Raw genomic sequence first — 12,225 nt, 5'->3', positions numbered from 1 at the left:
GTGGTACGCGCGGGTCCCTCCCCCCGCGCAGCCAAGACCCGGTAGATCCCTCCCTCTACCGGGTCTTTTTTATGGCCGGGATTCGGGATTTGGGATTCGGGATGGACAGCCTGCGGCTGTCGAAGAGCGGGCGGGATCGGGGGGCGCAAGTGCGGGCATTCCTGCGCGTCTCGCCAAACTCCCGACCACGGAAGCCCGCTTTTACGATTCCCGATTCCCGATTCCCGATTCCCGATTCCCGATTCCCGATTCCCGATTCCCCATTCCCAGCTCTTGGGCCTCGACCCGAAGTTTCAGTCCGGCGTCAGGGCTTGAAGCCTCTCCTGCACGACAGCCCTTTCCTCGCAGAGCGGTTCCTGCGCTGCGCGCGCTTCCGCCCAGACGCCGATTCAGTCCTGCGCTGTCTGCGCGTCCTGCCATGGGCGCAGCGACGCCGCCAGCGCCGCCGGGTCCGGATGTGGCCGATACGGCAAGCGTCCCCAGCACGGTATCGGCAGCCGCTCCTGCAGCATGCGCATGTTGGCGTCGATGCGCTCCATCGTCGGATCGATCTCGTTGCCGATCCAGCCGATGCAGCGCAGGCCGTCGGCGGCGATCGCCGCGGCCGTGAGCCGGGCGTGGTTGAGGCAGCCCAGGCGCAGGCCGACCACCAGCACCACCGGCAGCGCCAGCGCGCGCGCCAGATCGGCCTGCTCCAGGGTCGCCGACAGCGGCGCCGCCCAGCCGCCGACGCCTTCCACCACCACCACGTCGGCTTGCGCACGCAACCGCGCGAAGGCATCGGCGATCGGCGCCAGTTCCACGCACACCCCGGCATCGGCGGCGGCCAGTTCCGGCGCCAGCGGTAGCGGCAAGGCGTAGGGGTTGAGGTCGGCATAGTCCGGGCGCGGCATGCTCGCCGCCTGCAGCGCCAGCGCATCCTCGTTGCGCCAGCCGTCCGCACTGCGCTCGCAGCCGCTGGCGACCGGCTTCATGCCCACCGCCGTCTGCCCGCGCGCGCGCAACGCGTGCAGCAGTGCGGTGCTGGCGACGGTCTTGCCGATGCCGGTATCGGTGCCGGTGACGTAGAAGGCGGGGAAGCGCATCGTGGCAGGATCCTCGAGGTCGGCGCATGCGGCGCGGGCGCGCAGGATAGCCGGCGCGCCGCGCCGCGTCAGCGCTGCCCGGCCTTTCGCCGGTGCGCTCGGGACTGGCGCCTCGGGCCGCGGTCCTGCCTCGCGCCTCGACAGGCGCCGGCGCACAGGCCGCCATCGGCCGCTGCTAGACTCGCGTGATGTTCGCTTCCTCTTCGCTCACCGGCAGCAAGCCGGAACAGTACGCCCAGCTGCTCGCCCAGGCCCGTTCCCTGGTCAGCGGCGAGCCCGACCGCATCGCCAATGCCGCCAATCTGGCGGCGCTGGTGTACCACGCGCTGCCGCGGCTGAACTGGGTCGGTTTCTACCTGTACGACGGCAAGGAACTGGTGGTCGGGCCGTTCCAGGGCCTGCCCGCCTGCGTGCGCATCCCGCTGCACAAGGGCGTGTGCGGCGCCGCCGCCAGCACCGGCCAGACCCAGCGCATCGACGACGTCGAGGCCTTTCCCGGGCATATCGCCTGCGATGCGGCATCGCGCTCGGAGCTGGTGGTGCCGCTGCTGCGCGCTGGCGAGCTGATCGGCGTGTTCGACCTGGACAGCCCGGACCTGGCGCGCTTCGATGCCGACGACCAGCACGGCCTGGAAGCGATCGCGCAGGTCTTCGTCGGCGCACTGCGATGAGCCGGCGATGAGCACCGAAAAACTGCGCAACATCGGCCCCAAGAGCGCGGCCTGGCTGCGCCAGGTCGGCTTGCGCACGCAGCAGGACCTGGCCGCGGCCGGCGCGGTCGGCGCGTTCCTGAAGGTCAAGCGCGCCGGCTTCAAGCCCAGCCTCAACCTGCTGTATTCGCTGGAAGGGGCGCTGACCGGCTGCCATTGGCAGGAACTGCCCGAGGCGCGGCGCGCGCAACTGCTCGGCGAGCTGGACGCCGCGGCGGCGCAGTTGCCGGCGCAGCGCGGCCTGCCGGTGGCCGGACCGGTGGCGACCACCCATTTCGACCGCGACGGCGACCGCAGCGACACGCCCTATGCGCAGGACGCGTACGACGCATCCGACGACCACGAACGCGACGACGGCCACGCCAGCGAGCGCGACGACGGCTGATCCGCGCGCAACAGCGGCGATCGCGTACAATCGCGCCGCTTCAAGGTGACCTGCCGGCTCCGGCCTGCAGGTTGAAACGGGAAGCCGGTGCGTCTTGCGACAAGGCCGGCGCTGCCCCCGCAACGGTAAGCGATCCGCGCTGACGACTTGCGCCACTGTGCCTCGGGCATGGGAAGGCGTCGCAGCCGGGAGTCCGACTCCCAGATCGCCAGCCCGGAGACCGGCCTTGCAGTTCACTGGTTGCGATGCGGAGGGCGTCGCGGCGTGCCGCGCCGCGTCTGGCGCCGTCCGCTTGCACCTTCCGTTCGCGACTCCTTCGCCGTCACAGCGCGTCCGCGCGCCGGAGTTGCCCCATGTCGTTCCGCCTGCTTTCGGTCGCGATCGCGTCCGCCCTGTCCCTGCCCTCGCTGGCGCTCGCCGCCGATGCCGCCACCGACCTGGACCAAGTCCTGGTCACCGCCACCCGCACCCAGATCTCGGTCGAGGACAGCGTGGTCCCGGCGCAGGTGATCGACCGCGCCGAGATCGAGCGCAGCCAGGCCACGTCGCTGGCGCAGCTGCTGCAGGGCCGCGCCGGCATCGGCGTGTCCAACCAGGGCGGGCTGGGCAAGCTGACCACGCTGAGCCTGCGCGGCAGCGAATCGGACCACGTGCTGGTGCTGGTGGACGGCGTGCGCATCGGCTCGGCCAGCGCCGGCCTGGCCGCGTTCCAGGACCTGCCGCTGAGCCAGATCGACCGCATCGAGATCGTGCGCGGCCCGCGTTCGAGCCTGTACGGCTCCGATGCGATCGGCGGCGTGATCCAGATCTTCACCCGCCGCGGCGGCCAGGGCCTGCAGCAGAACCTGAGCCTGGGCGCCGGCAGCAACGGCCTGCGCGAGGCCAGCGCCGGCTTCAGCAACCGCGGCGAGCGCGGCTGGCTGTCGGTGCAGGGCGGCTACCAGAAGACCGACGGCATCAATGCCTGCAACGGCTCGGCCACCCTGTTCGCCGGCTGCTACGTCGACGAGCCGGACCGCGACGGCTACCGCAACACCTCGCTCAGCGCGCGCGGCGGCTATGCGCTGAGCGACACGCTGCGCATCGAAGGCCAGGCGCTGAACATCGACAGCCGCAACGAGTACGACGGCGATGCGCTGTTCGCCGGCAACGAGGCCGACAACACCCAGCAGGTGTTCGGCGGCAAGCTCGACTGGACCCCGTCCGAGCGCGTGCACCTGGCCGCGCAGCTCGGCCGCAACACCGACCAGGCCGACAGCTACTACCACGCCGCCGGCAGCGACACGCGCAGCTTCGTCAGCACCTTCGACAGCCGCCGCGACACCGCCTCGCTGCAGGGCGACTTCGGCCTGGCCGAAGGCCATCTGCTCAGCGCCGGCGCCGACTGGCAGCGCGAGGAAGTCACCGGCACCACCGCCTTCGACGTGGACCAGCGCGACAACACCGGCGTGTTCGCCGAGTACCAGGGCCGCTTCGGCGCGCAGCAGGTGCAGGCCAGCGTGCGCAGCGACGACAACGAGCAGTTCGGCCAGCACACCACCGGCAGCCTCGGCTGGGGCCTGGCGCTGGACGGCGGCTTCAAGCTCACCGCCAGCCTCGGCACCGGCTTCAAGGCGCCGACCTTCAACGACCTGTACTACCCGTTTTCCGGCAATCCGGAACTGAAGCCGGAGAAGTCCAAGAGCGGCAACCTGGGCGTGGCGCAGTACGCCGACAGCTGGAACTGGACGTTCAACGTCTACGAGACCCGGGTCGACGACCTGATCTCCTACGATGCCGCCACCTTCCTGCCGGTCAACGTGGACAAGGCGCGGATCCGCGGCGCCGAGCTGACCGGCTACGCGACGCTGGCCGGCTGGGAACTGTCGGCGCAGCTCAGCCACACCGATCCGCGCAACCGCAGCGACGGCGCCAACCGCGACAACTGGCTGGCGCGGCGCGCGCAGGACACCGCGCGGCTGGACGTGGACCGCGGCTTCGGCCCGGTCAAGCTCGGCGTCACCGCGTTCGGCAGCGGCCACCGCTACGACGACGCGGCCAACAGCGTGCGCCTGGCCGGCTACGGCACGCTGGACCTGCGCGTGGAATACGCGTTCGCGGCGGACTGGACGCTGCAGGCCAAGGCCAGCAACGTGTTCGATCGCGACTACCAGACCATCAGCTGGTACAACCAGCCGGGCCGCGAGTACGCGCTGACCCTGCGCTACGCGCCGGCGGCGCGCTGAGCCCCCGCAGCGGGCTGCGCCGGACGGCGTGGCCCGCTGCGCATGCATGCATCGCAGGCATGCGCGCGCGACGCGACGTGTCTCGCCCAACGCGGGTTCGGCGATCGGGCGCCACCGGCGCCGCTGGCAACATCCGTCGCGTCTGACGCCGCGCCATAGGCTTCGCCGTGCGTCGCGCGGCATGGCCCAGGCACCGCCTTCAGGGCATGGGGGACGACGTCCGCGCTTCCTCGATGAGCCAGTCCGCCAGCATCTGGATTGGCGCATCGTTCAACCGGATCGGTTCCGGCAGCACAAGACAGAAGGTCTTGGAGATCGACGTGCCGTCGGGCCATGGCGCAACGAGCCGCCCGGCGGCCAGCTCGGCCGCGACATAGAGGCGTGGTACCAGCGCGACACCGAGACCGGCCAGCGCCGCCTCGATCGACATCGCGTGGAGATCGTAGCGGGCGCCGATCGCCGGATGCGTCAGCCCCATTCCGGTTTCCTGCGCATAGCGCTGCCAGGCGTCCGGGTTCTGGCGGCGATGCAGGCGTGGCAACGCGTCGAGCGCCGTCGCGGCGTCTTTCCCAGCGAGCAGCGCCGGATGGCAGACCGGCACCAGCACCTCCTGCCACAACCGATGCGTGCGCATCCCCGTCCAGGCCGGGTGCTCGAAATGGATGGCCGCATCGAAACCGCTGCCGGCCAGGACGAAAGGCTGCATGCGCTCGGCCAGATGCACGGTGATGTTCGGGTGCCGGGTCTGGAAGTGTTTCAGGCGGGGGATGAGCCAGCGTGTGGCGAAGGTCGGGAGCACGGCGATGTCGAGGCTGGCCCCGTCGCTGCGCTGGCCCATCAGGTACTGGCTGTCGCGTTCCAGCCGGTCGAGCGTCTCGCGCACCTGTGCCGCATAACGCTCGCCGTTCGGCAAGAGCCTGACCCGGTTGCCGATCCGGGCGAACAAGGTGACGCCCAGAAAATCTTCCAGCCGGCCGATCTGGCGGCTGATCGCCCCTTCGGTCAAGGCAAGTTCCTCGGCCGCACGCGCGAAGCTGGCATGCCGGGCAGCCGCCTCGAATGCCATGAGCGCGGAGTGGCTGGGAATCTTGCGGCGCATGTACGGCTCCAACGCGGTGATACGGCATTCGACCCGTCCACCATGACATCGAGTCACTGAAGCGTGATCGAATATCGATATTCGCGCTGAAAACGCCGGCCTACCATGAGCGGACATCAACGAAAGGCAAGGCCGACGCAATGATCTACACGGTGGAATGCAGCTTTGCCGATCCCGCCAGCGAAGCGGAATGGAACGACTTCTACAGCCTGGACAAGCTGCCGGCGCTCATCTCGGTGCAGGGCTTCCACAGTTCGCAACGCTTCAAGGCCTTGCGCCGCGGCTACCCCACCTATCTGGCAGTGCACGCGATCGATGGCCTGCACATCCTGACCGGCGAGGACTATCGCCGGAAGGGCGGCGGCAACTTCGCACGCTGGCAACAGCACATCGTCGACTGGCACCGCAACCTCTACGCCGGCCTCGATCGGGCCCCCGCCGTGGGCAGCCACGGAGTGCTGTTGTCGAGTGCCACCGGCGCCGAGCCGCTGATCGGGCTGGGACTGACTCCATGCGCCATGCATGCGGTGGAATTGGAGAAATGTCCGGAGCGCCGCTGGCTGGCGACGCTAGACCGCACCAGGCTGCCTGCGATGGATCGGCTGCCGGAGGACGTGCACGTCTACGCGCCGATGACCGCGCAATTGACCAGCGGCCACGGCAGCGCCTCCGACGTGGCGCGCTAGGACGACCGATGCCGAACGTCACCCTCTTCCTGCCGGCGCACACGATGCCGCCGGACACGGCGCTCTCGGACCTGACCGAGCAATGCACCGAACTGTGCACAGGCCTGCTTCTCGCCGCTGTGGAGAACGTGCATGTCATCTACGTCCCCGTCCTGCATGGTCGCGGCCGACCGATCTTCGCGGAGGTCCGCTACCGGCTCGCCGCAGCGCGTACGCCGACGACAATGGCGCAGTTCATGGAAGGACTCGACGACGCCATCCGGCAAGCGACCGGGTTCGAGGCCCGCATCCGTTGTTTCGGCTACGCGGCGCACTGCATCCATGCACGCAACTGATCGGCGATCCGGAGAAATGCGATGACGAAGGACGTTTTCCCGAGCCAGCGGATCGGCGATTTCACCATCACCGCCATCAGCGACGGCTATCTGCGCGTCGGCCTGGACGCGCTCTTGCACGTGGACCCGGCCGACGCCCTGCAACTGCAGAACGATGGGCGGGTGGAGGACGCTTGCGCAGTCAATATCAACTGTTACGTGGTGCGTGGTCGCGACCGCACGATCCTGATCGATGCCGGTGCCGGCGGCTTCAAGCAATGGGGCGGCCGGCTGTTGGACAACCTGTCGCTGGCAGGTCTGCGCCCCGCACAGATCGATGCGATCCTGCTGACCCATGCCCATCCCGATCATGTCGGGGGACTGATCGACGCCTCGGGAGACGTCGCCTTCCCGAACGCCGAACTGGTCGTGCAACAGCGGGAGGTCGCGTTCTGGCAGGACGACGGCAACCTGAGCCGCGCTGCCGCGCGCGCCCGCGGCAATTTCCTGCTCGCGCGCCAGGTGTTCGACGCCTATCGCGACAGGCTGCGCATCTTCGATGCAGGCGAGGTGTTTCCTGGCATCGCCGCCCTGCCGCTGCCAGGGCACACGCCCGGGCACACGGGCTATCGGCTCGACGCCGGCGATCGCAGCCTGCTGGTCTGGGGCGACATCGTGCATTTCCCGCAGATCCAGGTGCCGCATCCGGAGGTGGCGATCGTCTTCGATCAGGACCCGGCTGTTGCGGCCGCGACACGGTCGCGGCTATTGGACCTGGTCAGCGCGGAGCGGCTCCTGATCGCCGGCATGCACTTGGGCCAACTCGGCTTCGCACGCATCGAGCGAACCAACGCGGCCTATGCGATGACCTATGCGGCATGAGGAGTGCGTCTTCCGCGTGGATCGGGCAGTCACGGCAAATCAGTGATGGCCGCGTCGACGACTGCCGGCCACGCCCCGACCCGGCGAAACCGCTGCGGTTGCCTTGCAGGCGGCGAAAAATGGCCGGCCAGGCGCAATGGCCGACCCGCGTCAGCCCAGCGCCAGCAACTCGCGCATGTCGTCCATCAGCAGCGCCACATCGGCCGTGGCCAGGTCCAGGTCGCGCGGATAGCCGTAGCGCACCAGTGCGGCCGGCATGCCGGCGGCGTGCGCGGCCTGCAGGTCGGTGCCGGAATCGCCGACCATCAGGCAGTGCGCCGGCGGCTGCGCGAACTGCTGCGCCAGATGCAGCAGCGGCAGCGGGCTGGGCTTGCGCTCGGGCAGGCTGTCGCCGCCGAGCGCCGCGGCGAACGCATCGGCCACGCCGAGATGGCGCAGCAGCGGCTGCACGAACGCCGAGGGTTTGTTGGTGCACAGCGCCAGCGTGACGCCGCGCGCGCGCAACTGCGCCAGCGCCTCGGCCACGCCCGGATACAGGCGCGGGCTGCGCAACAGGCATTCTTCGTAGTGGCGCATGAAAGCCGGCATTACCGCGTCGATCGGGGTGGCGTCGTGCGCATGCCGCCATGCGGTCTCGACCAGTTTGCGCACGCCCTCGCCGATCCAGCCGAGCACGGTGGCTTCGGGCACGCGCGCCAGGCCGAAGTCGGCCAGGGTGCGATTGAGCGCTTCGGCGATATCGGCGCCGCTGTCCACCAGGGTGCCGTCCAGATCGAACACCACCAGCGCGTACGGAAATGTCATGTCGTTCCCGGGTGCGAAAGCAGCGCCCATTGTAGGCGCCGCGCTCAGTCGCGATCCCAGTACGGCACCTCGCCGAAACGCGCGACCAGGAAATCCAGGAACGCGCGCACGATCGCCGGCTGCTGCCGGCGCGAGGCGTACACGCCGAAGATGTCCATCGTGTCCAGTTCGTGGTCGGGCAGCACGCGCTGCAATTCGCCGCTGCGCAGCAGCGCCGCGGCCTGGTAGGTCGGCAGCATGGCGATGCCGGCGCCGGCGCGCACCGCCTCCAGCAGCACGGTGGCTTCGTTGGCGGTGAAGTTGCCGCTGACCGCCACCGACACCGGTTCGCCGCGGTAGCGCAGCGGCCATTCGTGCCTGCCCACGTAGTGATGGCCCAGGCAGTTGTGCGCGGCCAGGTCGGCGGCGCTGTGCGGCGCGCCATGCCGCTGCAGATAGGTCGGCGCGGCGCACAGCACCGAGCGGCACACGCTCAGGCGCCGTGCGATCAGCCCAGGGTCGACGCGGTGGGAAATGCGTACCGCCAGGTCGATGCGCTCCTCGACCAGGTTGACCGTGCGGTCGGCCAGCAGCATGTCCACCCGCGCCTGCGGGTAGCGGGCCACGAACTCGGCCGCCGCCGCGGCCAGATGCGCCTGGCCGAACGAGGCCGAGGCGGTGACGCGCAGCTGTCCGTGCGGCTCCGGGTCGTCGCTGGCCAGCTCGTCGCGCAGCGAGGCGCCGATCGCCAGCATCGGCCGGAACCGCGCCAGCGCGGTCTCGCCGGCGCCGGTCAGGGTCACCCGCCGCGTGGTCCGGTGCAGCAGGCGCGCGCCGAGCCAGCGCTCCAGTTCGGCCAGATGGCGCGAGACCATGGGCCGCGACAGGTCCAGCGCCTCGGCGGCCGCGGTGAGACTGCCGCGCTCGGCGACTTCGACGAACACCGCGATCGCGGTCAGACGGTCCATTTGATCGTTCCATGCAACAAATTGGCGACTTATACGCTGTTTATCGCGCTAATTGCCAGGACTAGGCTGTGCGCATCCCGTCCACCCTCCCCGGAGAACCTCGATGCACATCGCCCTGTTCGGCGCCACCGGCAACATCGGCCGCCATATCGCCCAGGAAGCCCTGCGCCGCGGCCACGCGGTCACCGCGCTGGTCCGCCGCACGCAACCGCTGCCGCCGGAACTGGACAGCGCCAGCATCGTGCTCGCGTCGCTGGACGACCGCGCCGCCCTCGCCGCCGCGGTGCGCGGCCACGACGTGCTGGCCAGCGCCTACGGCCCCAGCGCCGCGGCCGCCGATACCATTCCGGCCGTCGCCCAGGCGCTGATCGAGGTCGCCCGCGACGCCGGCGTGCAGCGCCTGCTGGTGGTCGGCGGCGCCGGCAGCCTGGAGGTGGCGCCGGGCGTGCAGTTGGTGGACACGCCGAACTTCCCCGACGCCTACAAGCCCTACGCGCTGGCGCACCGTGCCTCCCTGCAGCATCTGCAGGCCGCTACCGATCTGGAGTGGACCTTCTTCGCGCCAGCCGCCGAGATCGGCCCCGGCGACCAGCGCGGCGGCGTGCGCACCCAGGCCACCGCGCTGCTCAGCGATGCGCAGGGCCGTAGCGCGATCAGCTATGCCGACTACGCCAGCGCGTTCGTCGACGAGATCGAGCGCCCGCAGTACCTGCGCCAGATCGCCACCGCCGCGTACTGAGCGCAACGCCGGGCAGGCGGCTGCGCGCGTGCCGATGGCGCCACGCAGTCGCCCCCCCCTCCCGCCGCGGCCGCAGCTCGGTCGCGGCCCGCTTCCCGCACGCCATGCCGACGCGTGGCGTCGCCTTCTCCGATGGAGTTCCGCATGCCGTCCCTTTCGTTGTCGCGCCTGAGCGCTACGCTGATCCTTGCCCTCGGTCTCGCCGGCGCCGCCGCCGCGCACGCCGCCACCGGCACCGCCGCCCACGCCGCGACTACCGCCGCCAGCGCCGCACAGCCGGCCGCCGCACCGCTGCAGGTGCAGGTCTACCACCCGGACGCGAACGCGATCTTCGGCGTCGCCTCGGTGCTGGTCAGCGGCGCCAGGGACGCGGTACTGGTCGATGCGCAGTTCTCCGCGGCCGATGCGCGCGCCCTGGTCGCGCAAATCCGCGCCTCCGGCAAGCGCCTGACCACGATCTACGTCAGCCACGGCGATCCGGACTACTACTTCGGCCTGGACGTGCTGACCCAGGCATTCCCGCAGGCCAAGCTGCTGGCCAGCCCGGCGACCGTCGCGCATATCCGCCAGACCCAGGCGCAGAAGCTGCAGGTGTGGGCGCCGAAGCTGGGTGCCGACGCGCCGCAGCGCATCGTGCTGCCGCAGCCGCTGCACGGCGACCGCCTGCTGCTGGAAGGCCGCGACCTGCAGATCGTCGGCCTGGACGGCGCGAGCCCGGACCGGACCTTCGTGTGGATTCCGTCGATCAAGACCGTGCTCGGCGGGATCCCGGTGGTGGCCGGCGAACACGTGTGGATGGCCGATACGCAGACTCCGGCATCGCATGCGCAGTGGCTGGCCACGCTGCAACGGATCCAGGCGCTGCAGCCGCAGCGGGTGATTCCCGGACATTTCGTGCCGGGCGCGGCGCAGGACCTGGCCGCGGTGCGCTTCACCGCCGACTACATCCGCGCCTTCGACCAGGAAACCGCCAAGGCCAAGGATGCGGCCGCGCTGGTCGCGGCGATGCGGCAGCGCTATCCGCAGCTGGGCGGCGTGGAGACGCTGCAGCTCAGCGCGAAGGTGGCCAAGGGCGAACTGCGCTGGCCATGAACGAACTGCCGGCGCGCAGCGGCGCACACGACCGCCGGCGCCGGCGCGCAGCTCAACGGAACAGCCGCCCCTGCGCCTGCCCCGGCTCGCGCTCGTGGAAGCCAGCCAGGCCCACGCCGACCAGGCGGTAGCGCGTGGACGCGGGCAAGTCGACGCGCTGGCGCAAGGCCAGCGCGATATCGGTCAGCGCCTGCAGCGATTCCGGCGGTTGCTCCGGGGTGAAGCTGCGGGTCAGGATGCGGAACTGCGCGGTCTTCAGCTTCAGCACCACGGTGCGCGCGACGCGCTCGGTGCGGCGGGTCGCGTTCCAGGTCTTTTCCGCCAGTTGCCGGATCGCCGGCTCCAGCGCATCCAGCGCCAGGTCTTCGGCGAAGGTGTCTTCCGAGGAAATCGACTGCACCTGCTGGTCCGATTCCACCGGACGCTCGTCGATGCCGCGCGCACGCTGATACAGGCGCAGCCCGAAGCTGCCGAAATGCGCTTCCAGCTCCGCTTCGCCGTGCGTGCGCAGATCGCCGACGGTGACGATGCCCAGCGCCGCCAGCTTGGCCTGCATCACCTTGCCCACGCCGTGCACCTTGCCGACCGGCAATGGCGTCAGGAACGCCTCCACCTGGTGCGGGCGGATCACGAACTGACCGTCGGGCTTGCGCCAGTCCGAGGCGATCTTGGCCAGGAACTTGTTCGGCGCGATGCCGGCCGAAGCGGTCAGTTGGGTTTCCTCGCGGATCTGCGCGCGGATGGTCTGCGCGATCTCGGTCGCGGTGGTCAGCTCGCCCTTCGGCGCGGTGACGTCGAGATAGGCCTCGTCCAGCGACAGCGGCTCGATCATGTCGGTGTGGCGCTGGAAGATCTCGCGCACCTGCCGCGACACGGCCTTGTAACGCGCGAAATCCGGCGGCACGAAGATCGCGTCCGGGCACAAGCGCTCGGCGCGCAACGCCGGCATCGCCGAGCGGATGCCGAACACGCGCGCCTCGTAGGACGCGGCGCACACCACCGAACGCATGCCGCGCCAGGCCACCACCACCGGCTTGCCGCGCAATGCGGGATCGTCACGCTGCTCCACGGACGCGTAGAACGCATCCATGTCGACGTGAATGATCTTGCGCATCGGCCCTGCACCCTACGCCAGCGAACGGTAGCCGCATGATAAGCCAGGCCTGCGCATGCGCTGCGAACGCATGCCTTGATTTCGCTCAGCGCGCCGCATTGCAGCACTGCCTACGCTACGCGTGCGTACGGATAAAACGTTTG

13 protein-coding genes and 1 riboswitch are annotated in these 12,225 nt (G+C 70.0%); of the genes, 8 read left to right on the top strand and 5 right to left on the bottom strand.

Annotation, left to right across the window (positions count from 1 at the left end):
• Window positions 1-389: 389 nt before the first annotated feature.
• Window positions 390-1,085 (bottom strand): dethiobiotin synthase, encoded by a 696-nt coding sequence (gene bioD, locus H9658_RS11255; RefSeq protein ID WP_191825412.1) that lies wholly within the window; start codon window positions 1,083-1,085, stop codon window positions 390-392.
• A gap of 188 nt (window positions 1,086-1,273) precedes the next feature.
• Between bioD and H9658_RS11250 the strand changes: the two genes are divergently transcribed.
• From H9658_RS11250 to btuB, 3 genes are all read left to right on the top strand, one after another.
• A complete protein-coding gene (locus H9658_RS11250; RefSeq protein ID WP_191825411.1) occupies window positions 1,274-1,756 on the top strand; it encodes a GAF domain-containing protein in 483 nt (160 codons plus the stop codon).
• 7 nt (window positions 1,757-1,763) lie between these two features.
• Window positions 1,764-2,180, top strand: coding sequence for a TfoX/Sxy family protein (locus H9658_RS11245; RefSeq protein WP_179568654.1), 417 nt, complete (start codon window positions 1,764-1,766; stop codon window positions 2,178-2,180).
• 26 nt (window positions 2,181-2,206) lie between these two features.
• Window positions 2,207-2,423: riboswitch (cobalamin riboswitch) on the top strand.
• A gap of 110 nt (window positions 2,424-2,533) precedes the next feature.
• On the top strand, window positions 2,534-4,405 hold the full coding sequence (btuB, locus tag H9658_RS11240; protein ID WP_179568656.1) for a TonB-dependent vitamin B12 receptor: 1,872 nt from the start codon (window positions 2,534-2,536) through the stop codon (window positions 4,403-4,405).
• Window positions 4,406-4,604: 199 nt separating this feature from the next.
• Here the strand turns inward: btuB and H9658_RS11235 are convergent, their stop codons facing one another.
• Window positions 4,605-5,504, bottom strand: coding sequence for a LysR substrate-binding domain-containing protein (locus H9658_RS11235; RefSeq protein ID WP_179568658.1), 900 nt, complete (start codon window positions 5,502-5,504; stop codon window positions 4,605-4,607).
• A gap of 140 nt (window positions 5,505-5,644) precedes the next feature.
• Between H9658_RS11235 and H9658_RS11230 the strand changes: the two genes are divergently transcribed.
• The 3 genes from H9658_RS11230 (at window position 5,645) to H9658_RS11220 (ending at window position 7,386) form a co-directional block, all read left to right on the top strand.
• Entirely contained in the window at window positions 5,645-6,190 is a 546-nt protein-coding gene (locus H9658_RS11230; RefSeq protein WP_191825410.1) for a sugar ABC transporter, read from the top strand.
• Between the two features lie 8 nt (window positions 6,191-6,198).
• A complete protein-coding gene (locus H9658_RS11225) occupies window positions 6,199-6,525 on the top strand; it encodes a hypothetical protein (protein WP_191825409.1) in 327 nt (108 codons plus the stop codon).
• Window positions 6,526-6,645: 120 nt separating this feature from the next.
• Window positions 6,646-7,386: an MBL fold metallo-hydrolase gene (locus tag H9658_RS11220; RefSeq protein ID WP_318241315.1), complete on the top strand. Its 741-nt coding sequence runs from the start codon at window positions 6,646-6,648 to the stop codon at window positions 7,384-7,386.
• Between the two features lie 150 nt (window positions 7,387-7,536).
• Here H9658_RS11220 and gph read toward each other — a convergent pair whose 3' ends face one another.
• Window positions 7,537-8,190: a phosphoglycolate phosphatase gene (gph, locus tag H9658_RS11215; protein WP_191825407.1), complete on the bottom strand. Its 654-nt coding sequence runs from the start codon at window positions 8,188-8,190 to the stop codon at window positions 7,537-7,539.
• 44 nt (window positions 8,191-8,234) lie between these two features.
• Complete coding sequence (locus H9658_RS11210; protein WP_191825406.1) at window positions 8,235-9,137, bottom strand: LysR family transcriptional regulator; 903 nt, start codon at window positions 9,135-9,137, stop codon at window positions 8,235-8,237.
• Window positions 9,138-9,240: 103 nt separating this feature from the next.
• Here H9658_RS11210 and H9658_RS11205 point away from each other — a divergent pair, with 103 nt between their 5' ends.
• Complete coding sequence (locus H9658_RS11205) at window positions 9,241-9,876, top strand: NAD(P)-dependent oxidoreductase (protein ID WP_191825405.1); 636 nt, start codon at window positions 9,241-9,243, stop codon at window positions 9,874-9,876.
• A gap of 144 nt (window positions 9,877-10,020) precedes the next feature.
• Window positions 10,021-10,968 (top strand): MBL fold metallo-hydrolase, encoded by a 948-nt coding sequence (locus H9658_RS11200; RefSeq protein WP_191825404.1) that lies wholly within the window; start codon window positions 10,021-10,023, stop codon window positions 10,966-10,968.
• Between the two features lie 52 nt (window positions 10,969-11,020).
• On the opposite strand, the gene dinB is transcribed toward H9658_RS11200, so the two are convergent.
• Entirely contained in the window at window positions 11,021-12,082 is a 1,062-nt protein-coding gene (gene dinB, locus H9658_RS11195; RefSeq protein WP_179568696.1) for a DNA polymerase IV, read from the bottom strand.
• Window positions 12,083-12,225: the final 143 nt, after the last annotated feature.

The organism is Xanthomonas bonasiae (genome assembly GCF_014836395.1).
GTDB lineage: Bacteria > Pseudomonadota > Gammaproteobacteria > Xanthomonadales > Xanthomonadaceae > Xanthomonas_A > Xanthomonas_A bonasiae.
This window is presented reverse-complemented; position numbering and strand designations above follow the sequence as displayed.

Coding starts and splice junctions, on each gene's coding strand:
- H9658_RS11235 (WP_179568658.1), bottom strand. CDS start 5,504: ATGCGCCGCAAGATTCCCAGCCACTCCGCGCTCATGGCATTCGAGGCG.
- H9658_RS11205 (WP_191825405.1), top strand. CDS start 9,241: ATGCACATCGCCCTGTTCGGCGCCACCGGCAACATCGGCCGCCATATC.
- gph (WP_191825407.1), bottom strand. CDS start 8,190: ATGACATTTCCGTACGCGCTGGTGGTGTTCGATCTGGACGGCACCCTG.
- H9658_RS11230 (WP_191825410.1), top strand. CDS start 5,645: ATGATCTACACGGTGGAATGCAGCTTTGCCGATCCCGCCAGCGAAGCG.
- bioD (WP_191825412.1), bottom strand. CDS start 1,085: ATGCGCTTCCCCGCCTTCTACGTCACCGGCACCGATACCGGCATCGGC.
- H9658_RS11210 (WP_191825406.1), bottom strand. CDS start 9,137: ATGGACCGTCTGACCGCGATCGCGGTGTTCGTCGAAGTCGCCGAGCGC.
- H9658_RS11225 (WP_191825409.1), top strand. CDS start 6,199: ATGCCGAACGTCACCCTCTTCCTGCCGGCGCACACGATGCCGCCGGAC.
- dinB (WP_179568696.1), bottom strand. CDS start 12,082: ATGCGCAAGATCATTCACGTCGACATGGATGCGTTCTACGCGTCCGTG.
- H9658_RS11200 (WP_191825404.1), top strand. CDS start 10,021: ATGCCGTCCCTTTCGTTGTCGCGCCTGAGCGCTACGCTGATCCTTGCC.
- btuB (WP_179568656.1), top strand. CDS start 2,534: ATGTCGTTCCGCCTGCTTTCGGTCGCGATCGCGTCCGCCCTGTCCCTG.
- H9658_RS11245 (WP_179568654.1), top strand. CDS start 1,764: ATGAGCACCGAAAAACTGCGCAACATCGGCCCCAAGAGCGCGGCCTGG.
- H9658_RS11250 (WP_191825411.1), top strand. CDS start 1,274: ATGTTCGCTTCCTCTTCGCTCACCGGCAGCAAGCCGGAACAGTACGCC.